Origin of the sequence: Yersinia kristensenii (genome assembly GCF_900460525.1) — a bacterium.
GTDB lineage: Bacteria > Pseudomonadota > Gammaproteobacteria > Enterobacterales > Enterobacteriaceae > Yersinia > Yersinia kristensenii.
Genome location: NZ_UHIY01000001.1, coordinates 1,536,953 through 1,559,509, shown reverse-complemented (window position 1 = coordinate 1,559,509; position 22,557 = coordinate 1,536,953). Strand labels below are relative to the sequence as shown.

The window sequence follows — 22,557 nt, the reverse complement described above, 5'->3', positions numbered from 1 at the left end:
AAAAGCTATCACATAAGCCGCCGGAGCTTGGTATCCAGTGCGGCCGGTATTTGGGTTTTTGTTATTAAGTCATTTTTAGCAAGGGTCTACTCGGACATGGCAGAAAAAGAAAATACGAAAAGGAATAGGCGCGAGGAAATTTTGCAGGCTTTAGCGCAAATGCTGGAATCCAGCGATGGCAGCCAACGCATTACTACCGCGAAACTCGCCGCAAATGTGGGAGTTTCGGAAGCCGCGCTTTATCGTCATTTCCCCAGCAAAACGCGGATGTTTGATAGCCTGATCGAGTTTATTGAAGACAGTCTGATGTCCCGCATTAATCTGATTCTGCAAGATGAAAAAGAGACGTTTAATCGCCTCCGGCTGATCCTGTTGCTGATATTAGGCTTTGCGGAGCGTAATCCAGGACTAACTCGCATCATGACCGGGCATGCACTGATGTTCGAGCAAGACCGCTTACAAGGGCGAATTAACCAATTGTTTGAACGAATTGAAGTACAGCTACGTCAGGTTCTGCGTGAGAAAAAACTGCGTGATGGGCAAGGTTTTATTCATGATGAAGCGCTATTGGCAACACAGCTATTAGCATTTTGTGAAGGGATGCTTTCACGTTTTGTTCGCTCAGAATTCCGCTACCGGCCGACGCAAGAGTTTGATTCCCGCTGGCCTTTGATTGTGGCTCAGTTACAATAAGCTGCAAAATCGCTTTGATAATCATATAAAAAGGGCCAAACGGCCCTTTTTATATTTTCATAATTTAGGAAATCCTAAACACCATATTGCTCACGATATTGGCGCACCGCCGTCAGATGAACGGCCATTTCCGGTTTCTCCTCCAGATAACGGATCACATCATTCAGCGTCACAATCGCGATAACTTTACAGTGATAATCATGTTCAACTTCCTGAATCGCAGAGATCTCACCACGACCACGTTCTTGACGATCTAATGAAATCATCACACCAGCCAGAGTAGCGCCCTGCGCATTGATAATCTCCATTGATTCACGAATCGCAGTACCAGCAGTTATCACATCATCTACTAGCATAACTCGGCCTTTTAACGGGCTCCCCACCAAGCTGCCACCTTCACCGTGATTTTTGGCTTCTTTACGGTTAAAGCAGTAAGGTAGATCACGATCATGATGCTCAGCCAATGCTACGGCGGTGGTGGTGGCAATAGGAATGCCCTTATATGCTGGCCCGAATAAAAGATCAAACTCCACACCACAATCCATTAATGCCGCAGCGTAGAAACGCCCGAGTTTTGCCAGATCAAGCCCGGTATTAAACAACCCTGCATTAAAGAAATAGGGGCTAATCCGCCCAGACTTCAGGGTAAATTCGCCAAACTTCAACACCTGCTTGTTAAGCGCAAACTCGATAAAATCGCGCTGATAGGCTTTCATTGGTACGTCTCCTCTAGATTGTGGCTATTGTCATTAATTACTTTGTTGAATAATTTGGTGCCCAAATTGCAGGCAAAAAAAAGGCGACTAGCAAGTCGCCTTTCTCAATTATTGTTCTAACGCCGCCTTCTGCGCCAGGAAGATAGTTTCTATCCCTCCCCGAGCCAGTTCCAACAACGCCAGCAACTCTTCGTGACTGAACGGCTCGCCTTCTGCGGTGCCTTGCACCTCAATCATCCGGCCATCTTCCATCATCACCACATTCATATCAGTTTCTGCGGCAGAATCTTCTATATATTCCAAATCACAAAGGGCTTCGCCTTTCACGATACCAACAGAAACCGCAGCAACCAGCCCTTTCATCGGGTTCGCTTTCAATTTACCCGCCGCAACCAATTTATTCAGCGCATCGGCCAAAGCCACACAGGCACCACTGATTGAGGCAGTACGTGTGCCACCATCAGCCTGTAAAACATCGCAGTCTAACGTAATGGTGAACTCACCTAATTTCTTCAAATCAACTGCCGCACGCAAAGAACGAGCAATTAGGCGCTGAATTTCTAAAGTGCGACCCCCTTGTTTGCCTTTTGCGGCTTCGCGCGCATTACGGCTGTGAGTCGAGCGCGGCAACATGCCATATTCAGCTGTTATCCAACCCTGGCCTTGGCCTTTCAGAAAGCGCGGAACACCCTCTTCGACCGTGGCGGTGCACAATACTTTGGTATCGCCAAACTCAACCAACACGGAACCTTCCGCGTGTTTCGTGTAATTACGGGTTAGGGTCAATGGGCGGACTTGTTGTGCTGCTCGGCCTGCTGGGCGCATGGGGCTTTCTCCGGCTTTAAATCAATATTGGTCGCGCATTATACGGCCTTAGCGATGTAATGCCTATCCTGCCTGCGCCTCGGAGGCTATAATCCCTGCATCTTTTCTTGAAAACGGGTACGCAACGATGATCCGCAGCATGACCGCTTACGCTCGGCGTGACATTAAGGGTGAATGGGGTAGCGCAGCCTGGGAGCTGCGTTCCGTTAACCAACGCTATTTAGAAACTTATATTCGCTTACCTGAACAATTTCGCAGCCTGGAACCGGTTATTCGCGAACGTATCCGCAGCCGTCTGACCCGTGGCAAAATTGAGTGCAGCTTGCGCTTTGAACTAGATGCTAATGCACAAAGCTCTTTGATCCTTAATGAGAAATTGGCAAAGCAGTTAGTTGAAGCGGGTCAGTGGGTCAAGATGCAAAGCGATGAAGGCGAGATTAATCCGGTGGATATTCTGCGCTGGCCGGGTGTTATGGCCGCAGAAGAACAGGATCTGGATGCTATCAGTACTGAGCTAATGCAGGCACTGGATATTGTGTTGGACGACTTTATTGTTTCCCGCGAAACTGAAGGGGCAGCACTGAAAGCACTTATCGAACAGCGGTTGGATGGTGTTAGTGCGGAAGTGGTTAAAGTCCGTGCACATATGCCAAATATCTTGCAGTGGCAGCGTGAGCGTTTGCTCAACAAACTGGAAGAAGCCCAGGTCCAGTTAGAAAACACTCGCTTGGAGCAGGAGTTGGTGTTGATGGCACAACGTGTCGATGTTGCTGAAGAGTTGGATCGGCTTGAAGCGCATGTCAAAGAAACACACAATATTCTGAAGAAGAAAGAGGCTGTTGGCCGCCGCCTTGATTTTATGATGCAAGAATTCAACCGCGAATCGAATACGCTAGCATCAAAATCTATCAATGCCGAAGTCACCAATTCAGCCATTGAGCTGAAAGTGCTTATCGAGCAAATGCGCGAGCAGATTCAGAATATCGAGTAACTTCTTTTATTCACTAGTTTAACTAAAACCCGGAGAAATCCGGGCTTTTTCTTACACTACCTGCGCCAAATGAAGCAGTGGAAAAGCCCTTCCCTCACCGTCCAATTCTGAGCGACCGATTTTTACAAATCCGTATTTCAAGTAAAAAGCTAAGGCAGCGGGGTTTTGTTCATTCACATCCACACTGAGTTTTCCCTTTAAATGCTGAGCATGATCCAACAGCGCTTTACCAAAACCATTACCGTGATAGATGGGAGCAATGAACAACATTTCCACTTTATTACCATCGAGGCCAATAAACCCTGCCGCCTCTCTGCTACTTTCAAATAACCAAACTTCTAACCCAGGCAAATAAATATCCCGCACTTGCGGCAAATAAAATTGAATATCAGTCTCAGTTAGAAACAAATGTGTTTCCCTTACTGCCTTTTCCCAAACCTCAACTAAGCGCGGAATGTCTTCGGATATTGCTCTTCTTATCATTAATATCTCAAACTTTCATATCTCATCTGTGTAGGATAATTATCACTGATCATTGAAAGCTTAAACAAGCCACGCCTGATTTTAAACAACATGGAGCATTCGTTGTTTTTCCTCCGTCATCTAAAGTATGTTGAACAAATAGAGTCAGTTGCCCATACTTTCCAACAATTTCTGCGGAGAAATTATGATTGCCACAACCACTTTACTGATGTTTTCCGGTGCTTGTGTAGCGCTTGCAGCAACACCTGGGCCGGATATGCTGCTGATTACTTCCCGCAGTATCAGCCAAGGGAGAGCGGCAGGTTTTGCCTCACTTGCAGGTGTCCAGTTGGGAACTTATTGCCACACTTTAGCGGCAGCATTAGGGCTTTCACAACTTTTCATATTAGTACCAATAGCTTACGATACGGTGCGTATACTCGGTGCCTGCTATTTACTCTATTTGGCATGGAAAACATTCACCTCAGCCCACGGCGTGACGACAAAAGCAGCGTTATCTCCTGCTCCGGTACATAAGGCCTTCCGACAAGGATTATTCACCAATTTGTTGAATCCCAAGATGGCTCTATTTGTACTGGCACTGTTCCCACAATTTATTACTCCCCAGTCAGGTTCCGTTATTGTGCAAATGCTGTTATTGGCAACCATCCTCAATGCTATTGGTTTTATTATTAATGGTAGCCTGATTTTAGTGGTCAGTAATATGCGTAACCGCTTTAAAACCAGGGCGTTTTCAGCCCGTTGGCCAAACTATTTACTAAGCGGAGTCTTTACTGGATTAGCGTGTAAATTGCTTTTCGATAGCCGCAAATAAAACTAGTGTCGGAATAATGTGAGTAAACAAGGAAAAGGATATGCAGTTAACTGTGCTTGTTGATAACAACACCCTAATAGACAAATATCTTATAGCTGAGCCAGGTGTCTGTTATCATATTGAAATTGACGGTGAAAATTTTCTTTTTGATACAGGTTACTCTGACGTTTTTCTATGTAATGCGGCAATTTTGGGCATTGATATCAGCGATATCAACAGTGTGATTCTTTCCCATGGTCATAACGACCATAGCTGGGGTTTAACCCATCTGGTGCAATACCTTGACCGAAAAAATCACCATAGTGAGCAGAAAATAAAACTTGTGGCTCACCCCAATGCTTTTGCCCCTAAATACTACGAAAATAAATCAATAGGTGCTCATTTTCCGGCTGATGGCTATCCCACCTTTCTCGAGCGAATTGATCAGTCTGGTGTTTATTACCTTACTGATAATTTGCTTTTTTTAGGTGAGATAGAACGTAGTAACGATTTTGAAGGGCGACATCCTATAGGGAAAACTATCAATTGTTGTGGCCATGACGTTGACGACTTTGTCATAGATGACAGCGCGATAGTTTATACCAGCCCGGAGGGTATCGTAATTATTACTGGTTGTTCTCACTCAGGGGTCTGCAATATTATTGATTATGCGATTAAAGTGACCGGTGATAAACGTGTTCGAGCTGTTATTGGCGGGTTTCATCTATTAAATACAGAAACATCTACCCTCACCAGAACATCGAACTATTTCAAGCAACTCAACCCACAAGCACTCTATCCCTGCCACTGTACTGACCTAAAAGCCAAAATAGCATTGGCCGGTGCGGTTGATATAAAGGAGGTAGGGGTTGGAATGGTACTTAAATTTTAAATAACAACCAATTAGCCTTGGGATTGCCGCCGTCATGAGTGACGGCAGCACTGTTCCCTAATTGGGTTGAGATGATCATGACCACTCTTAAAATGAAATACTCACATTACTTACCACTGACATTCTTTCATTATCAACTTGATAAAAAAACACTGACCTTTCTTTAAATGCCCCAATAAAGGGTTTCTCATCTTTTCGTTCTCCTTTTAGGATTTAGCCTAAATGAACATAACAATATAAAAAATAGTGTCTTTTATTTTTTTCATGCTTAACTTTTATCACAACCTAAAAGTAAAAAGAGCATTTAATATGATTATCGCTACCATCTACGGTTTGGTATGAATAAATTACACATATACTTTATTCGGTGGGCGCTCTGGATAGAGTCATGCTCTACAGGTCAGGATGATTATCATCACTGGGAAGGTTAGGAATAGAGCATTCTGAGTTTCTGGCGAAGTTAAGTAATAGACTTATATACACTTTTAGGGGGTCGCATATGTTCGAAGACCAAGACACGTCGATCCTCAATACTTACTTTGGTACTCACAGTCCATTTTGGCGGCTTGCTTTTGATAGCCAAGCTTTAGAGTTGTCTGCAATTAAAGGGACAACAAATATCGCAATACCCCTTAATTCAGTTCAAACAATGAAAATCCGGGGCTTAACGGGAATTACTGCTAGTTTAGATATTAAAATTGATATTTATGGCCACCCTCTTCATTTACATCTTGTCGGTCGCAAAATTAATGAGAAAGAATGGGGAGGAACAGCATCAGCTTATGCTGATACTGAATCTGTAGCGCGTGATTTGGTCATGAGCCTTTCCTTTGCAGAGCAGGTCGTTTCTGAAGCCAACTCAGTGATTGTTATTCTTGATAAAGATGGTTGCGTACAACGATTTAACCACCTTAGCGAAGAATATACCGGTAAGAAAGAACAAGATATTATTGGTAAAAATGTCTACGACTTATTTATGACAGTCAAGGAAGGGGCGTCGTCACGGAAAAATATTGAGGGCTTTTTTCAGCGCGGTGCATCTTATGAGGTAGAGCGTTGGGTTAATACCGTAAAAGGAAAGCGCCTATTTTTATTCCGCAATAAATTTGTTCACAGTGGTAGTGGTAAAAACGAGCGCTATCTCATCTGTTCTGGCACTGATATTACCAAAGAAAGACGCGCTCAAGAACGCCTTAGGATTCTGGCTAATACCGATATGATTACTGGTTTACCTAATCGCCATGCTATTCATGAACGCATAAACAGCGTAATCCAAACCCGTGGGGATACTTCAGTAGGTATTATTTATCTCGACCTCGATAACTTCAAAAAAGTGAACGACCATTACGGCCATATGTTTGGTGATCGATTACTGAAAGATGTCTCGTTGGCAATTTTAAGTTGCCTGGGTGATAACGAAATGCTTGCCCGGCTAGGAGGTGATGAGTTTATTGTTTTGGTCGAAAGCGCCACCATGAACTTGCTTGAAACAACTACACAGAGAATTCTCAATCGGATGAAATTACCTTTCCGGGTTGGATTAATCGAGGTATATACCGGTTGTTCAATTGGTATTGCACTATGCCCTGAGCATGGTGACACACTGGAAAATATTATTCGTAGCGCAGATACCGCTATGTACACAGCAAAAGAACATGGAAAACAGACCTATTCAATTTTCTCGCAGCAGATGAATAAAAAAGTATCTGAGTATGTTTGGCTCGATACCAATTTGCGTAAAGGTTTAGAACAGCATCAATTACAGGTCTATTACCAACCAAAAATATCGACCAAAACAGGAAAAGTACACAGTGTAGAAGCACTCGTCAGATGGTTATCGCCTGAGCGAGGTTTAATCTCTCCTCTGGAGTTTATCTCTTATGCCGAAGAGTCCGGGCTTATCAAGCCGCTGGGTAAATGGGTACTGCAAACGTCGATGCAACAAGCCGTCGAGTGGAGAAAACGCGGGGTTAATCTACGAGTTGCAGTCAATGTTTCTGCCCGGCAATTGATGGATGATACTATCGTTACCAGCTTTATTGAGTCTCTTGAAGCCAGCGAACTGGAATCTAGCTTGGTCGATGTTGAATTAACGGAAAGTTGCTTAATTGATAACGAAGACGCCGCTATCAATATAATGAAACAGCTCCGCCACTTAGGTGTTCAAATTCACTTAGATGATTTTGGTACTGGTTATTCTTCACTATCTCAGTTAGCGCGCATCCCTATTGATGCCATTAAGCTGGATCAAAGTTTTGTTCGCCAAATTGATACTAATCCCATTTCACAATCTCTAGTACGAGCTATTATCGTTGTCGCCGAGGCACTTAACATGCAAGTGATTGCCGAAGGAGTAGAAACTAAAGAGGAAGAGGAATTTCTGGATTCTATTGGAATTGATGAAAAACAGGGATTTCTTTATGCTAAGCCAATGCCCGCAGATGAACTGGAGCATTGGCTGGTAACAAAACACCCTCACCTTTCACTGGATTAGGTGCAAAAACTATATAGCTTTCGACGCTCCCGAAGCATGTCTGTCTTGCAACATAACCAGCCGTTCAATATAGGCGATATCTTTCGGCTCAATAGACAATGCAGAATCAACCCAATCTTCTGTAATATCCATTAATTCAGAACGCGTTAATTGTAGAACACGCTGTCGCACTCGAATCATAGCTCGTATACCATTTAGCTTAGGCTTGATTGTGTCTATAAACGTGCGTGTTGCAAGATAAGCATCCCCCGGCTGAAATAACTTATCGATTAATCCCCGGCTCTCATACCATTCTGCAGCATGAGATTCGCCTGTCCAAATCAGTTGCTCTGCGACTTTCATACCCGCTTTTCTGGCAACCAGCGAATATCCCCCCATACCCGGAAATAAATTAAATGCAATTTCCGGAAATCCCATTCTGGCGGTCGTTTGTGCTAATACAAAATGATGAGCTAATGCCGCTTCAAATCCCCCTCCCAATGCGCTTCCTTCAATCATTGCAATAGAGATGGCACCAGTATCAAACCCACGAGAAGCTGCATGAACACAATCTACGCAAGCACGCGCATAGGCCATTAACGCTTCCCGTTTACGATTTCTGATCATTTGGGCGAAAAAGTTTAAATCCCCCCCTACATTAAAAATATTGGGCACCACCGAACCTGTTACCCAAAAATCGATAGGTAATGTTGATTCTTTAGCGGCCTGCGCTAGTGTCATAATATTTTCAATTAACTCAAGATTAAAACAAGGACGAGGATGAGCACGCAACAACATCCACATGGTATTGCGGCTTTCTTCGTAATAAGCCGATATTTGAGATAAATGGCCAGCTTCAGTAAAAGAACGGCAACTAGGGAGATTAATCATGTTCATATTCTATCCTATAGGTGAGTTAAACACAGATGGTGCTATCGCCTTAGCCTTCTTGAGGAAGTGCTAAATTTGCCTTAATGGTGGCAATTTAAGCGGGCAGATAAATAGTGAGTCACCCAATGGATAAATGATGAAAAAAGCAGTAAAAATTTAAACAACCGGAATATTTAAGGCACTATTAGAGAATAAGTGGAATATATATTTTCAAGAAGATCGAATTTCAGATGAAAAAAATCTATCAATATGGATAAAATGCTGGCTAAATTTTTAGCCCTGACGGATTTCTTATGCTGCAGATTCTGCACTTTCTTTTGGCACTGATTGCTATTGCAGTATTGGCTTTACTGGCTAGCCATGACCGCAAAAACATTAAACTTCGTTATATTTTTCAGTTACTAATAATAGAAATCTTACTGGCATATTTCTTTTTACACTCAAAAAGTGGGTTAGGCGCGATAAAATATTTTGCTGGATTATTCGAATCCTTGATGAAGTTTGCTTCAGTTGGCACCAGCTTTGTTTTTGGTGGAATGAATGAGCAAGGCCTGGCATTTATATTTTTGAATGTTCTTTGTCCAATTATTTTCGTATCTGCATTGATTGGTATTTTACAACATTTTCGCATATTACCGCTCATCATACGGATTGTCGGCACTTTGTTATCCAAAGTAAATGGTATGGGCAAACTGGAGTCTTTTAACGCCGTAAGCACATTAATTCTGGGTCAGTCAGAGAATTTCATTGCCTATAAAGGCATTATTGCCGATATCTCGCCGCGCAGAATGTACACCATGGCGGCCACTGCAATGTCGACTGTCTCCATGTCGATTGTCAGTGCTTATATGACCATGCTCGATCCAAAGTTTGTAGTAACAGCACTCATACTAAATATGTTTAGCACTTTTATTATACTTTCTATTATTAACCCTTACCCTGTCACGGAAGAACCAGAATTAAAGCTAAATAAGCTTCATGAAGATCAAAGTTTTTTTGAAATGCTTGGAGAATATATTCTAGCTGGTTTTAAAATCGCGATGATTATAGCCGCAATGTTAATCGGGTTTATTGCTATAATTTCAGCTATTAATGCTTTATTTAGTACCTTATTCAACATCAGTTTCCAAGGCGTACTGGGGTATCTATTTTATCCACTAGCTCTATTGATTGGCATCCCCGCTCAAGATGCTTTGCATGCTGGGAGTATTATGGCTACCAAACTGGTGGCGAATGAGTTCGTTGCCATGATTGAGCTGAAAAAAGTTGCCGCCGAAATGTCACCAAGAGGTTTGGGTATTCTTTCTGTATTTTTAGTCTCTTTTGCTAATTTTGCCTCTATTGGGATTGTAGCGGGTGCTATTAAAGGGCTGAATGAGCAGCAAGGTAATGTAGTTTCACGATTCGGATTAAAGCTAGTATATGGTTCAACTTTAGTTAGCTTACTTTCTGCTGCTATTGCCGGGCTGGTCTTGTAACAAAAACACGGTTTAGCCCCATAAAATTAGCGATACTACAGGCCTTTTATTTCCCATCGAGAGATAAAGGGCCTAAAAGCTCAAACTCAATATTTGCCGTTAGAAATCAACACATACGATAGTATCAACACGCATAACAGACTCTTGCGCAAACTGCTGTTTATACCGGGAACGCAGTGCTTCTATTGCATTTTCTTTGTCATCTTTATGGATAAGCATTAACGCTTTACTGTTTTCTTTAGTCACATTGCCATCATTTCCCAACCATTGCCCTTTAGCATCAATAACTGTCAAGCCATCTTTGAAGCGGCTGGTTACATCATTATCAACAAAAGACTGCCATTCAGTGGTAGAAATAACTGGGCCATGAGGGCGGCTCAAACCGAAGAAGAGAGTTGTTTGTGTCATCGGTTCACCTTTAATACAGGAGGGAAATGTTACTTTCACCGGTACTGTATTGGCTTGATCTGTTCTATCAATGCAACCACTCAGCAATGCTCCGATAGCTACCATACCAATCAAGAACACAGCCCGATATTGGCGCAAATCAACACACTTACCCATGAAAAATCCCACTGAAATAAAAGATAAAATAGAGATAAAAACTACCACTCGATGAGTTACTCTGCAATCAAGTAGAATATTCATCAAATGACCTGTTAGCTCTCCCGCCTAATCTTAACAATTGACTCACCCCCCTAAAAAAACTAATGAACAAAAAACCAGTTATTATTTTTTTATTTAAAAATATCAACAAGATAATTTATATTTTAATTAGATTAAATAATCTGAAATGTGTGACTTAGAAAATCTCAGTCGCGACGTTTTTGCTTAGTGACTAAGCTGCTACCTATGCTGCCCTTAATAAATTATATTCAATATGCTACTCAGTGTTCTTTATATTATCGGTATCACCGCTGAAGCCATGACCGGAGCACTGGCTGCAGGCCGACGTCAGATGGATATGTTTGGCGTCATTATCATTGCATCTGCAACTGCTATCGGTGGCGGCTCGGTCAGAGATATGCTACTGGGCCACTATCCGCTTGGGTGGGTTAAGCACCCTGAATATATTGTGATTGTCGCCGTTGCTGCGATCATCACAACTTGGATGGCTCCATTAATGAAACATTTGCGCCATTTATTTTTAGTGCTTGATGCCATCGGACTGATTGTTTTTTCTATTATTGGCGCACAAATCGCCCTCGATATGGGTCATAGTACGATTATTGCGGCTATAGCTGCTGTGATTACTGGCGTATTTGGCGGTGTCCTGCGTGATATGTTCTGTAATTGCATTCCATTGGTGTTTCAGAAAGAAATTTATGCTGGTATCTCGTTTGCTGCTGCATGGATCTACATAGCGCTGCAGCAATACACGCCGCTATCCCATAACTGGGTTATTATTCTTACACTGGTCACAGGGCTAAGCGCACGGTTGCTGGCACTGAGATTCCGCCTTGGCCTGCCCGTATTCAAATATGAACATTCAGAACATTAAGCTCATCCCAGATGATTACTCTTCGGGCCGAAATCCTGTAATACCCTGTTGCGATAAGAAATCAGCCATCATTTGGATTTCTGGATGATGTAAAAAATGATTAATTTGTTTTGCTCGCACCGCCCCAATACCTGATATTAAGCGCCATTCGGTAATACTCCGTTGCTGTAAAGAGTACCACTGAGAATCAATAGGTATTTCCTGTGGGAATCCCAAAGCCTGTAACCATTGAGGAAAAGGCTGTTGCCTGGCGAGTTGAAATTGCAGATAAATCTTTTCTGCTCGAACTTGCCCAATACCAGGAACTGCCGCAATCTGCTCTATAGACAGTGATAACCAATCGACCAGGCTATTAATAAGCCCATGATGGACAAGCTCTCGCCAAAGCCCACTTCCCACATTCTGCATATCTAACCCGTTAGCGCCGCTAAGCCATGCTAAGCGAGCCAGAAATTGAGGTTTGCACTCAACAGATAAAAGACGAAAGCAACTTAATTGATGGAACTTATTTGCGGCCGGTGGGGTAATTTCGTCCCGCTGACTTACTCGCCAGACAACATTATCCAATCGTGGAATACCCAGCCCAGCCAATGTGATAGTGACTTGGTCACCCGGCACAATATCCCACTGTTTCCAACGAGCAATAGACCCAACATTGACTCGACGAATCCATTTGTCATCAATTTTTACCGGAACAACCTGTAAAATAGCGGTAACTTTACCAGTACGACCAACTGTAAAATGGATATCTTTGATTTCAGTTATTTGCTGGGGAGGTGGATATTTCCATGCCACAGACCAGTTTCCTGGTGTTGCGTGCCAATAGCGCCCTGCGGGTTCATCGTCTTGACGGATAACCACACCATCAGTCACAAAAGGTAGCGGCATTTCAAACCAGAGCTTTCGCCAGTGAGCAACATCGCTACCGGAAAAGACGGATTCGCTGTAATAAGCAGTTAAAGGAAAACCCATTTCTTTTAATAATTCGGTTTTTTCCCTCATACCTTTTGGCCCATCCGGCCATGCCCAAATAAAAATACCCAGTTTGGCCAGCAATGGGGTTGCAGATTTGCGCATCAGTGCACCTGCAACAGAAGCTCGAGCATTGACACCTCCCGATTGCGCTTGTTGGTGCCCCTCCATCTGTAAGAACAATTCTCCCTGTAGAGTTAACAAAGGAGGTGCTGCGGCAATATATTGAGGAATAGCAGAAATAAACGGTGCTTTATCCGTCCAGTCCTGACCTTTCAAGCCATTTCCCCGGCTCAGAATTTGAGTTAAGTTTCCAGCTTGATACACCAGTGTGACCGCAACGCCATCTATTTTAGGTTGTACCCAGAGATTTTTCCGCCCCGCCATCCAATCAATAAGTGCAGTTTCATCTTTAAGCTTTTTTAAGCCGGTGTGAGCAACAGGATGAGGACTCTTCCCGTTACCGGCTATCAACGTACTATTCTTCTTATCCGGGAGCCCATGGCATGATCGCCACCCATGCAATTTGTCCTGCAATTGATCGTAAACATTATCAGGAAGTAGGCTAATACCTTGCTGGTGATATGCCACATCCCACAGAAAGAGCTGCTTCTCCAGAAGATTAATTTCGCCTGACATTCTTTCTTCTGACCATTTAGTGCACACAGACTCCGCTCTGACCCCCCCATTTATAAAACCAACAATAAGCAGGATTAGTATTTTCAATTTTTTGTGCATTCGTCAGTACCTCCCTTTGCTGGCAGGCAGTAAAACCTGAAATAGCTCGCCCGTCGAAGAGGGAAAAACTTAAATGCGTAGGTGACCGAATAATACTTTTACGCTTGCTGCAACAAGCTGGAATTACGCAATGCTCCCCGCAAAATCATAAAAACGTGCTGTTTATGGGAGAAACATTGAGGTGAAATGTGTTGTAACGCTGCATGACGCGTTACAGCCGTGTATACTGTGCGGAGATTCACACTTCTGCTTTCTACATATCAACCTAATCAACTGAAACGTCATCATGGTTCAAGGCACGCTATACATAGTTTCTGCACCTAGTGGGGCAGGGAAATCAAGCCTGATTCAGGCTTTGTTAAAAACACAACCTTTGTACGACACGCAGGTTTCTGTTTCTCATACCACACGTGCTATACGTCCAGGGGAGAATCACGGCGAGCATTACTTCTTTGTTTCTAAGGAAGAGTTTTGCCGGATGATTGATGACGATGCTTTTCTTGAGCATGCCAAAGTTTTTGAAAATTACTATGGCACCTCACGTCTGGCGATTGAGCAGATTCTCGCAACCGGCGTCGACGTGTTTTTAGATATCGACTGGCAAGGCGCACAGCAAATCCGTGCAAAAATGCCGACCGCGCGCAGTATTTTTATTTTGCCTCCATCCAAAGAAGAATTGGATCGCCGCTTACGTGGCCGTGGGCAGGATAGCGAAGAGGTTATTGCAAAGCGAATGGCGCAAGCTGTCGCAGAGATGACCCATTACGCAGAATATGATTATTTAATCGTAAATGATGATTTCAATCTGGCATTGTCTGATCTGAAAACCATTATTCGCGCCGAACGACTGCGTTTAGGCCGCCAGAAACAGCGGCATGACGCTTTAATCACCAAATTATTGGCAGACTGAACAGAGTTTCAGTATCATGCCCAGTCATTTCGTCACCTGTGGAGTAGCAGAATTATGGCACGCGTAACTGTTCAAGACGCTGTAGAGAAAATTGGTAACCGTTTTGACCTGGTGTTGGTCGCTGCTCGTCGGGCACGTCAAATCCAGTCCGGCGGTAAAGACGCACTGGTTCCAGAAGAAAACGATAAAGTTACTGTGATTGCGCTGCGCGAAATCGAAGAAGGCCTGATTACAAATCAGATTCTCGATGTACGTGAACGCCAAGAACAGCAAGAGCAGGAAGCCGCAGAGATCCAAGCGGTAACCGCGATTGCTGAAGGTCGTCGTTAATTAGACAGCGAGTCTACTTTGTACCTGTTTGAAAGCCTGAATCTGCTGATTCAACGTTACCTGCCAGAGGAGCAGATTAAGCGCCTCAAACAGGCATACCTTGTCGCACGTGATGCTCACGAGGGTCAGACACGCTCCAGTGGTGAGCCCTATATCACTCACCCGGTTGCTGTGGCCTGTATTCTTGCGGAGATGCGGCTCGATTACGAAACCTTAATGGCGGCGCTGTTACATGACGTCATTGAAGACACACCAGCTACCTATCAAGATATGGAGCAGTTGTTCGGGAAAAGCGTAGCCGAACTGGTCGAGGGTGTTTCTAAACTCGATAAACTGAACTTCCGCGATAAGAAAGAAGCCCAGGCGGAGAATTTCCGCAAAATGATCATGGCGATGGTGCAGGATATCCGCGTCATTTTGATCAAACTGGCTGACCGCACCCATAACATGCGAACGTTGGGTTCCTTACGCCCGGATAAACGTCGCCGTATTGCCCGCGAAACCCTTGAAATATATAGCCCACTGGCACACCGATTGGGTATTCACCATTTAAAAACTGAGCTGGAAGAGCTAGGTTTTGAAGCGCTTTATCCTAATCGCTACCGCGTGATTAAAGAAGTGGTGAAAGCCGCACGCGGTAACCGCAAAGAGATGATCCAAAAAATCTTGGCGGAGATTGAAGGGCGTCTGACAGAAGCAGGAATACCTTGCCGCGTCAGTGGTCGAGAAAAGCATCTCTATTCCATCTATTGCAAGATGAACCTGAAGGAGCAGCGTTTTCACTCCATCATGGATATCTATGCCTTTCGGGTTATCGTTAAAGAAGTTGATACTTGCTATCGCGTGCTGGGGCAAGCTCATAGCCTGTATAAACCCCGCCCTGGCCGAGTAAAAGACTATATTGCCATCCCTAAGGCTAACGGCTATCAATCATTGCATACCTCATTAATCGGCCCTCATGGGGTTCCGGTAGAGGTACAAATCCGTACTGAAGATATGGATCAGATGGCCGAAATGGGGGTTGCGGCACACTGGGCTTATAAAGAGCAAGGTGAGTCCGGTACTACCGCACAGATCCGCGCTCAGCGCTGGATGCAAAGCTTGCTGGAATTACAGCAAAGCGCGGGCAGCTCGTTTGAATTTATTGAAAGTGTAAAATCTGATTTGTTCCCTGATGAGATTTACGTTTTCACCCCGGAAGGGCGCATTGTTGAATTGCCTGCCGGTGCAACGCCTGTCGATTTTGCTTATGCCGTGCATACCGATATTGGTCATGCCTGTGTCGGCGCACGCGTTGATCGCCAGCCCTATCCGCTTTCTCAGTCACTAAGCAGTGGCCAAACTGTTGAGATCATTACCGCTCCGGGTGCACGACCAAATGCCGCCTGGCTGAATTTTGTTGTCAGCTCGAAAGCTCGCGCCAAAATTCGTCAATTGCTGAAAAACCTTAAACGTGATGAATCGGTAAGCCTTGGCCGCCGATTATTGAATCATGCTTTAGGTAATGGTCGAAAACTGTCTGATATTTCTGAAGAAAATATCAAACATGAACTGGATCGTATGAAGTTGGCGACGCTGGATGACTTGTTGGCAGAAATCGGGTTGGGTAACGCAATGAGTGTGGTGGTGGCGAAAAACCTATTGGGTGACCCCTCCACCTTGGCGAGTTCTGGTACCCGTAACCTGGCAATTAAAGGTGCTGATGGTGTCCTGATTACCTTTGCCAAGTGCTGCCGTCCAATTCCAGGTGACCCAATTATCGCCCATATAAGCCCCGGCAAAGGTTTGGTCATTCATCATGAATCCTGCCGTAATATCCGTGGCTACCAAAAAGAGCCAGAGAAGTTTATGGCGGTTGAATGGGACCAAGAGACTGAGCAAGAGTTTATTGCTGAAATTAAAGTCGATATGTTCAACCAGCAAGGTGCCTTGGCCAATCTGACTGCGGCAATTAATGCGGCCGAATCGAATATTCAGAGCCTGAATACTGAAGAGAAAGATGGCCGGGTATACAGTGCCTTTATTCGCCTGACTACTCGTGACCGAGTCCATCTGGCTAACATTATGCGTAAAATTCGTATCATGCCAGATGTGGTCAAAGTCAGCCGCAACCGTAATTAACGCCTATGAATCCTCAACGCTATGCGCGGATTTGTGAAATGCTTGCTACCAGGCAGCCGGACCTGACGGTTTGTCTGGAGCAAGTACATAAACCTCATAATGTCTCCGCGATTATTCGCACTGCTGATGCCGTCGGTATTCATCAGATTCACGCGATTTGGCCTACCCCTGAAATGTACACGCGACTCTCTTCGGCGGCCGGTAGCAACAGTTGGGTTCAGGTAAAAACACATTCTGATATTACCGAAGCCATAACTCATCTAAAATCGCAAGGTATGCAAATACTCGCGACTCATCTATCTGATAAAGCAGTTGATTTTCGTGAAATCGATTATACTCGTCCCACCTGTATTTTAATGGGGCAGGAAAAAACAGGGATATCTAAAGAAGCTTTGGCAATGGCGGATAAAGATATCATTATTCCGATGATCGGGATGGTGCAATCCCTGAATGTATCAGTCGCTTCAGCACTCATTTTATATGAAGCCCAACGGCAGCGGCAAAATGCCGGTATGTATCGGCGAACACAAAGTGTTTTGTCAGAGGATGAGCAACAGCGGCTATTATTCGAAGGTGGCTACCCGGTGCTGGCGCAAGTGGCTAAACGCAAAGGGCTTCCCCGGCCTCATATTGATGAGCAGGGCCAAGTTATCGCTGATGAGCAATGGTGGTCCGCCATGCAATCCAGGAGTCTTAAATGAAAGGCCGCCTACTGGATGCCGTGCCTCTCAGTACACTTTCCGGGGTTGGCGCAAGTCAGGCTGGGAAACTGGCTAAGATGGGCCTGGAAACTATTCAAGACCTGCTGCTTCACCTTCCGCTACGTTACGAAGATCGCACACGACTATACCGAATTGGCGATTTGTTGCCTGGCCTTTCCGTCACTGTTGAAGGTGAAGTTCTCCGTTCTGATATCAGTTTTGGTCGCCGCCGCATGATGACCTGCCAAATCAGTGACGGTAGCGGTGTGCTCACCCTGCGCTTTTTCAACTTCAATGCCGCGATGAAAAATAGCTTATCACCGGGTAAACATGTGATTGCCTATGGTGAAGCTAAACGGGGTAATACTGGCCCTGAAATCATTCACCCAGAATATCGGGTGCATGGCGAAAATATCGGTGTTGAATTACAAGAGTCATTGACCCCCGTTTACCCCACTACGGAAGGTATTCGTCAGGCGACTTTGCGTAAACTTATTGATCAAGCTCTGGCGATGCTGGATTCCAGCGTCATTGCCGAATTGTTACCTATTGAATTGAGCCGCTCGCTGATTAGCCTGCCAGAAGCCATTCATACTTTGCATAGCCCACCAGCAGATATTCAACTAGCCGATCTAGAACAGGGCAAGCATCCCGCGCAGCGGCGGTTGATAATGGAAGAACTGCTAGCCCACAACCTCAGCATGTTGGCGGTCAGGGCAGGAGCACAAAGCTATCGGGCGCTTTCCTTATTGCCCGAAGAACAACTTAAACAACGTTTTCTTGCAGCACTGCCTTTCACACCAACCCATGCCCAACAGCGGGTTGTCGCGGAAATCGAACAAGATATGACCCATGATTTCCCTATGATGCGGTTGATTCAAGGAGATGTCGGCTCGGGTAAAACATTGGTTGCCGCACTGGCCGCACTGCGTGCTATTGCCCACGGTAAGCAGGTCGCGTTGATGGCTCCCACTGAGTTACTGGCTGAACAGCATGCCAATACTTTTCGTCAATGGCTGGAGCCGTTAGGTTTACAAGTCGGCTGGCTGGCTGGGAAACAAAAAGGCAAAGCACGGCTGGCACAGCAAGAAGCGGTTGCCAGCGGTCAGGTTTCTATGGTCGTGGGTACTCACGCCATGTTTCAGGAACAAGTACAATTTTCTGGATTAGCACTGGTTATTATTGATGAGCAGCATCGTTTTGGTGTTCATCAGCGGCTCGCATTATGGGAAAAGGGCGAAGAGCAAGGCTTCCACCCACACCAGTTGATTATGACGGCAACCCCCATCCCCCGAACGCTGGCCATGACGGCTTATGCTGATCTCGATACCTCGGTCATTGACGAACTTCCCCCAGGTAGAACCCCAGTCACGACAGTGGCAATTCCAGATACTCGCCGCAGTGATGTCATTCAACGGGTCAAAAATGCCTGTTTGGAAGAGGGCCGCCAAGCTTATTGGGTCTGCACCTTGATTGAAGAATCTGAGCTACTAGAAGCCCAAGCCGCGGAAGTCACCTGTGAGGAGCTGAAAATCGCCTTGCCGGAGATTAAAGTCGGTTTGGTGCACGGCCGGATGAAAGGGCCAGAAAAACAGGCGGTTATGCTGGCTTTCAAACAGGGTGAATTGCAATTATTGGTGGCCACCACAGTGATTGAAGTTGGGGTTGATGTCCCGAATGCCAGTTTGATGATTATCGATAATCCGGAGCGGTTAGGGTTAGCGCAATTGCACCAGTTACGTGGCCGTGTGGGCCGCGGAGCCGTCGCTTCACACTGTGTTCTGCTGTATAAAACACCGCTGAGTAAAACGGCTCAGATGCGCTTGCAAGTGCTGCGTGACAGTAATGACGGTTTTGTTATCGCCCAGCGGGATTTAGAAATACGTGGCCCCGGCGAATTATTAGGGACGCGCCAAACCGGCAGTGCCGAGTTTAAAGTGGCTGATTTACTGCGTGATCAGGCCATGATTCCAGAAGTGCAAAGAGTAGCTCGCCACCTGCATCAACAATATCCCGAACATGCACAGGCATTAATAGAACGCTGGCTACCAGAGCGAACGCGTTATACCAATGCTTGATGATTAAAGGGCGGTTTTATCCGCCCCTTAAGACTATTACCTTACAACTGAATTATCCCACTACCGCAGGGAAGATTGGTAGTAACAGATAAAGCTTAATCACGATCACATTGACGATATCAATAAAGAACGCACCGACCATTGGCACCACTAAGAAAGCTAAATGTGATGGACCGAAACGGTCAGTAATGGCCTGCATATTCGCAATGGCCGTCGGCGTCGCACCTAAACCAAAACCACAATGGCCCGCCGCTAACACTGCCGCATCATAGTTTTTACCCATCAACCGATAAGTGACGAAGATAGCGTACAGCGCCATCGCCAATGCCTGTACCGACAAGATAACCAACATCGGCAATGCCAGTGAAGCCAGCTCCCACAGTTTCAGGCTCATCAAAGCCATTGCCAGGAACAGTGACAAACTGACATTCCCCAACACCGAAACTGCGCGATCAAAGACTTTATAGAAGCCGATGACCGCGAGCGTGTTACTGAGAATAACTCCGACGAATAACACACAAACAAAGGTCGGTAATTCAAACATCGAGCCCAGTAACGCACCAGAAATTACTTGGCCAGCCATCAGGCAAATTGCAATCATGGCGATGGTTTCGACCAGTACCAATGAAGTTATCATGCGGCCCGCAGAAGGCTTTTCAAAAGCGGAAGGTACTTCGCTGTCCTCTGGGGTGCCATCTGGTGTGGAAGAGTGTTTGACCAGATAGCGAGCAACCGGGCCACCAATCAATCCGCCGAGCACTAAGCCAAATGTTGCACAGGCCATAGCAACTTCAGTTGCATTTTCAAAACCATAGCGTTCAGCAAACACTTTACTCCATGCTGCACCGGTACCGTGTCCACCTGACAACGTAATTGAACCGGCCAATAAGCCCATTAGCGGATCCAATCCCATCAGCTTCGCGAGAGCAATGCCAATCGCGTTCTGCATCAGTAGCAAGCCAACGACCACAAAGACAAACACACTCAAGGCCTTGCCACCGGCGCGCAAACTCGCCAAGTTAGCATTCAGGCCAATTGTTGCAAAGAATGCCAACATCAAGGGGTCTTTCAGCGACATATCAAAACTGATTTCCCAACCGAGGGTCTTTTGCATCAGTAGCATCATGAAAGCCACCAGCAGACCACCCGCTACCGGTTCTGGAATAGTGTATTTTTTTAGAAAAGGGACTGTTTGTACGAGTTTTCGGCCTAACAATAAAACCAGACAGGCCGCGACTAGCGTGCCATAGGTATCGAGATGAAACATCTTGGTACTCCATGCGATTAAAATATCGAATAAAAATATGACGTTAGACAATTCCTTAATAAACGCCAAAGCAGTAAGAGGGGGATTAGAAAAAAAAATGCTCTTAATTACAAGTTTAGTAAAAGAAAAATATGAACTAGCGCCAAACAAGAATATTTAAGAAAATACGGCGCAACCGATTGCTTTTGTGAAGCGGATCATTAAAATGCCCTCTTTGCCGATCCGGGAATGCCACTCCATGTCTACGCAATCCGCCGAACTTGATGCTCCACAGCAGACAACAACTCGCCCCAGCGAACTCATTTACCGTTTAGAAGACCGCCCGCCACTCGCCCAAACTCTGTTTGCCGCATGCCAACATTTATTGGCTATGTTTGTCGCGGTGATAACCCCCGGCCTGTTAATTTGTCAGGCGTTGGGGCTGCCAGCGGAAGATACCCAGCGCATTATCAGCATGTCACTGTTTGCCTCCGGCCTGGCGTCGCTGCTGCAAATTAAAACCTGGGGGCCGATTGGCTCTGGCCTGTTATCCATTCAGGGCACCAGTTTTAACTTTGTTGCTCCGCTGATTATGGGCGGTTTGGCGTTGAAAAATGGTGGGGCTGATATCCCGACCATGATGGCGGCCTTGTTCGGCACCTTGATGGTTGCATCCTGTACCGAAATTATACTTTCCCGTTTCTTGCATCTGGCGCGCCGCATCATTACTCCATTGGTATCCGGTATTGTGGTGATGATTATCGGCCTGTCATTGATTCAAGTTGGGCTGACATCTATTGGTGGCGGTTATGGCGCGATGAGCGACCATACTTTTGGCGCACCTAAAAATCTGTTATTAGCCGGCTCCGTGCTGCTGGTGATTATTTTACTGAACCGCCAGCGCAACCCGTATCTACGAGTGGCCTCTCTAGTTATCGCCATGGCGGTGGGTTACCTGTTGGCATGGACGCTAGGCATGTTGCCTGAAAGCCGCCCAGTGGTAGACACCGCCCTGATTACCATCCCAACGCCGCTGTACTATGGTTTGTCTTTTGATTGGAACCTGCTGGTGCCGCTGATGCTTATCTTCATGGTGACCTCACTTGAAACCATCGGGGATATCACCGCAACCTCGGATGTATCAGAGCAACCGGTTCGTGGCCCGTTGTACATGAAACGCCTGAAGGGCGGTGTGTTAGCAAATGGCTTGAACTCCATGCTTTCCGCCGTGTTCAACACCTTCCCTAACTCCTGCTTCGGCCAAAATAATGGGGTTATCCAGTTGACCGGTGTTGCCAGCCGCTATGTCGGTTTTGTGGTCGCACTGATGCTGATTGTTCTGGGGCTATTCCCTGCTGTAGCTGGGTTTGTGCAACATATTCCAGAACCTGTACTGGGCGGTGCAACTCTCGTGATGTTCGGCACGATTGCGGCTTCCGGAGTGCGGATCGTTTCTCGCGAAACCCTTAATCGCCGCGCGATTATGATTATGGCGTTGTCATTGGCGGTCGGTATGGGTGTGGCACAGCAACCACTGATTCTGCAATTTGCACCTGACTGGATTAAAACCCTACTTTCTTCTGGAATTGCAGCTGGCGGTATTACTGCCATCGTACTTAACTTACTCTTCCCAGAAGAAAAATAATCTTCACGCTAATACGTCACTGAAATGGCCGGTCGTAAACGACACCGGCCATTTTTTTATGCTCCAATAACTGATTGTCT

20 protein-coding genes are annotated in these 22,557 nt (G+C 45.5%); 13 read left to right on the top strand and 7 right to left on the bottom strand.

The genetic code is table 11. The features are described from left to right. The first annotated feature begins 96 nt into the window (after window positions 1–96). Window positions 97–693 carry a nucleoid occlusion factor SlmA gene (gene slmA, locus DX162_RS07220; RefSeq protein ID WP_004392079.1) on the top strand — a complete coding sequence of 199 codons (597 nt, stop codon included), beginning with the start codon at window positions 97–99 and terminating at the stop codon, window positions 691–693. A 74-nt stretch (window positions 694–767) separates the two neighbouring features. On the opposite strand, the gene pyrE is transcribed toward slmA, so the two are convergent. Then, on the bottom strand, window positions 768–1,409 hold the full coding sequence (gene pyrE, locus DX162_RS07215; RefSeq protein WP_004392078.1) for an orotate phosphoribosyltransferase: 642 nt from the start codon (window positions 1,407–1,409) through the stop codon (window positions 768–770). A gap of 108 nt (window positions 1,410–1,517) precedes the next feature. Continuing rightward, window positions 1,518–2,234: a ribonuclease PH gene (gene rph / locus DX162_RS07210; RefSeq protein WP_004392077.1), complete on the bottom strand. Its 717-nt coding sequence runs from the start codon at window positions 2,232–2,234 to the stop codon at window positions 1,518–1,520. A 127-nt stretch (window positions 2,235–2,361) separates the two neighbouring features. Between rph and DX162_RS07205 the strand changes: the two genes are divergently transcribed. Next, window positions 2,362–3,225, top strand: a complete 864-nt coding sequence (locus tag DX162_RS07205; protein ID WP_004392076.1) for a YicC/YloC family endoribonuclease — start codon at window positions 2,362–2,364, stop codon at window positions 3,223–3,225. Window positions 3,226–3,276: 51 nt separating this feature from the next. Here DX162_RS07205 and DX162_RS07200 read toward each other — a convergent pair whose 3' ends face one another. After that, window positions 3,277–3,714: a GNAT family N-acetyltransferase gene (locus DX162_RS07200; RefSeq protein ID WP_211206599.1), complete on the bottom strand. Its 438-nt coding sequence runs from the start codon at window positions 3,712–3,714 to the stop codon at window positions 3,277–3,279. Window positions 3,715–3,892: 178 nt separating this feature from the next. Here DX162_RS07200 and DX162_RS07195 point away from each other — a divergent pair, with 178 nt between their 5' ends. The 3 genes from DX162_RS07195 to pdeR all read left to right on the top strand — a co-directional run bounded on the left by DX162_RS07195 (window position 3,893) and on the right by pdeR (window position 7,887). After that, entirely contained in the window at window positions 3,893–4,522 is a 630-nt protein-coding gene (locus tag DX162_RS07195) for a LysE family translocator (RefSeq protein WP_004392074.1), read from the top strand. 40 nt (window positions 4,523–4,562) lie between these two features. Further along, window positions 4,563–5,393 (top strand): MBL fold metallo-hydrolase, encoded by an 831-nt coding sequence (locus DX162_RS07190; RefSeq protein WP_004392073.1) that lies wholly within the window; start codon window positions 4,563–4,565, stop codon window positions 5,391–5,393. 499 nt (window positions 5,394–5,892) lie between these two features. Beyond that, window positions 5,893–7,887 (top strand): cyclic di-GMP phosphodiesterase, encoded by a 1,995-nt coding sequence (gene pdeR / locus DX162_RS07185; RefSeq protein ID WP_032820625.1) that lies wholly within the window; start codon window positions 5,893–5,895, stop codon window positions 7,885–7,887. 9 nt (window positions 7,888–7,896) lie between these two features. Here pdeR and DX162_RS07180 read toward each other — a convergent pair whose 3' ends face one another. Next, the gene (locus DX162_RS07180) at window positions 7,897–8,763 is read right to left on the bottom strand and encodes a crotonase/enoyl-CoA hydratase family protein (protein WP_004392070.1); all 867 of its coding nucleotides are present in this window, start codon (window positions 8,761–8,763) and stop codon (window positions 7,897–7,899) included. 287 nt (window positions 8,764–9,050) lie between these two features. On the opposite strand from DX162_RS07180, the gene DX162_RS07175 reads away from it, so the two are divergent. Beyond that, entirely contained in the window at window positions 9,051–10,235 is a 1,185-nt protein-coding gene (locus DX162_RS07175) for a NupC/NupG family nucleoside CNT transporter (RefSeq protein WP_004392069.1), read from the top strand. A 99-nt stretch (window positions 10,236–10,334) separates the two neighbouring features. Here the strand turns inward: DX162_RS07175 and DX162_RS07170 are convergent, their stop codons facing one another. Beyond that, window positions 10,335–10,799 carry a DUF3574 domain-containing protein gene (locus DX162_RS07170; protein ID WP_032820623.1) on the bottom strand — a complete coding sequence of 155 codons (465 nt, stop codon included), beginning with the start codon at window positions 10,797–10,799 and terminating at the stop codon, window positions 10,335–10,337. A gap of 316 nt (window positions 10,800–11,115) precedes the next feature. On the opposite strand from DX162_RS07170, the gene DX162_RS07165 reads away from it, so the two are divergent. Next, window positions 11,116–11,736, top strand: coding sequence for a trimeric intracellular cation channel family protein (locus DX162_RS07165; protein ID WP_004392065.1), 621 nt, complete (start codon window positions 11,116–11,118; stop codon window positions 11,734–11,736). 15 nt (window positions 11,737–11,751) lie between these two features. Here DX162_RS07165 and ligB read toward each other — a convergent pair whose 3' ends face one another. After that, the gene (gene ligB / locus DX162_RS07160) at window positions 11,752–13,446 is read right to left on the bottom strand and encodes an NAD-dependent DNA ligase LigB (protein WP_098081029.1); all 1,695 of its coding nucleotides are present in this window, start codon (window positions 13,444–13,446) and stop codon (window positions 11,752–11,754) included. Between the two features lie 286 nt (window positions 13,447–13,732). Here ligB and gmk point away from each other — a divergent pair, with 286 nt between their 5' ends. Genes gmk through recG form a run of 5 tightly spaced genes read left to right on the top strand, consistent with a single transcriptional unit; the run spans window position 13,733 to window position 19,586 of the window. Beyond that, the gene (gene gmk / locus DX162_RS07155; RefSeq protein ID WP_004392062.1) at window positions 13,733–14,356 is read left to right on the top strand and encodes a guanylate kinase; all 624 of its coding nucleotides are present in this window, start codon (window positions 13,733–13,735) and stop codon (window positions 14,354–14,356) included. Window positions 14,357–14,410: 54 nt separating this feature from the next. After that, a complete protein-coding gene (gene rpoZ, locus DX162_RS07150; protein WP_004392061.1) occupies window positions 14,411–14,686 on the top strand; it encodes a DNA-directed RNA polymerase subunit omega in 276 nt (91 codons plus the stop codon). Window positions 14,687–14,704: 18 nt separating this feature from the next. Further along, complete coding sequence (gene spoT, locus DX162_RS07145; protein WP_004392060.1) at window positions 14,705–16,807, top strand: bifunctional GTP diphosphokinase/guanosine-3',5'-bis pyrophosphate 3'-pyrophosphohydrolase; 2,103 nt, start codon at window positions 14,705–14,707, stop codon at window positions 16,805–16,807. Between the two features lie 5 nt (window positions 16,808–16,812). Further along, window positions 16,813–17,508 (top strand): tRNA (guanosine(18)-2'-O)-methyltransferase TrmH, encoded by a 696-nt coding sequence (trmH, locus tag DX162_RS07140; protein ID WP_004392059.1) that lies wholly within the window; start codon window positions 16,813–16,815, stop codon window positions 17,506–17,508. Then, the gene (recG, locus tag DX162_RS07135; RefSeq protein WP_032820621.1) at window positions 17,505–19,586 is read left to right on the top strand and encodes an ATP-dependent DNA helicase RecG; all 2,082 of its coding nucleotides are present in this window, start codon (window positions 17,505–17,507) and stop codon (window positions 19,584–19,586) included. The genes trmH and recG overlap by 4 nt, the downstream gene beginning before the upstream one ends. 52 nt (window positions 19,587–19,638) lie before the next feature. On the opposite strand, the gene gltS is transcribed toward recG, so the two are convergent. Further along, a complete protein-coding gene (gltS, locus tag DX162_RS07130) occupies window positions 19,639–20,853 on the bottom strand; it encodes a sodium/glutamate symporter (RefSeq protein WP_049562889.1) in 1,215 nt (404 codons plus the stop codon). A gap of 238 nt (window positions 20,854–21,091) precedes the next feature. On the opposite strand from gltS, the gene DX162_RS07125 reads away from it, so the two are divergent. Next, a complete protein-coding gene (locus DX162_RS07125; protein WP_004392056.1) occupies window positions 21,092–22,477 on the top strand; it encodes a uracil-xanthine permease family protein in 1,386 nt (461 codons plus the stop codon). The last annotated feature ends 80 nt before the right edge of the window (window positions 22,478–22,557 follow it).

Coding starts and splice junctions, on each gene's coding strand:
- slmA (WP_004392079.1), top strand. CDS start 97: ATGGCAGAAAAAGAAAATACGAAAAGGAATAGGCGCGAGGAAATTTTG.
- pyrE (WP_004392078.1), bottom strand. CDS start 1,409: ATGAAAGCCTATCAGCGCGATTTTATCGAGTTTGCGCTTAACAAGCAG.
- rph (WP_004392077.1), bottom strand. CDS start 2,234: ATGCGCCCAGCAGGCCGAGCAGCACAACAAGTCCGCCCATTGACCCTA.
- DX162_RS07205 (WP_004392076.1), top strand. CDS start 2,362: ATGATCCGCAGCATGACCGCTTACGCTCGGCGTGACATTAAGGGTGAA.
- DX162_RS07195 (WP_004392074.1), top strand. CDS start 3,893: ATGATTGCCACAACCACTTTACTGATGTTTTCCGGTGCTTGTGTAGCG.
- DX162_RS07190 (WP_004392073.1), top strand. CDS start 4,563: ATGCAGTTAACTGTGCTTGTTGATAACAACACCCTAATAGACAAATAT.
- pdeR (WP_032820625.1), top strand. CDS start 5,893: ATGTTCGAAGACCAAGACACGTCGATCCTCAATACTTACTTTGGTACT.
- DX162_RS07180 (WP_004392070.1), bottom strand. CDS start 8,763: ATGAACATGATTAATCTCCCTAGTTGCCGTTCTTTTACTGAAGCTGGC.
- DX162_RS07175 (WP_004392069.1), top strand. CDS start 9,051: ATGCTGCAGATTCTGCACTTTCTTTTGGCACTGATTGCTATTGCAGTA.
- DX162_RS07170 (WP_032820623.1), bottom strand. CDS start 10,799: ATGGGTAAGTGTGTTGATTTGCGCCAATATCGGGCTGTGTTCTTGATT.
- DX162_RS07165 (WP_004392065.1), top strand. CDS start 11,116: ATGCTACTCAGTGTTCTTTATATTATCGGTATCACCGCTGAAGCCATG.
- ligB (WP_098081029.1), bottom strand. CDS start 13,446: ATGCACAAAAAATTGAAAATACTAATCCTGCTTATTGTTGGTTTTATA.
- gmk (WP_004392062.1), top strand. CDS start 13,733: ATGGTTCAAGGCACGCTATACATAGTTTCTGCACCTAGTGGGGCAGGG.
- rpoZ (WP_004392061.1), top strand. CDS start 14,411: ATGGCACGCGTAACTGTTCAAGACGCTGTAGAGAAAATTGGTAACCGT.
- trmH (WP_004392059.1), top strand. CDS start 16,813: ATGAATCCTCAACGCTATGCGCGGATTTGTGAAATGCTTGCTACCAGG.
- recG (WP_032820621.1), top strand. CDS start 17,505: ATGAAAGGCCGCCTACTGGATGCCGTGCCTCTCAGTACACTTTCCGGG.
- gltS (WP_049562889.1), bottom strand. CDS start 20,853: ATGTTTCATCTCGATACCTATGGCACGCTAGTCGCGGCCTGTCTGGTT.
- DX162_RS07125 (WP_004392056.1), top strand. CDS start 21,092: ATGTCTACGCAATCCGCCGAACTTGATGCTCCACAGCAGACAACAACT.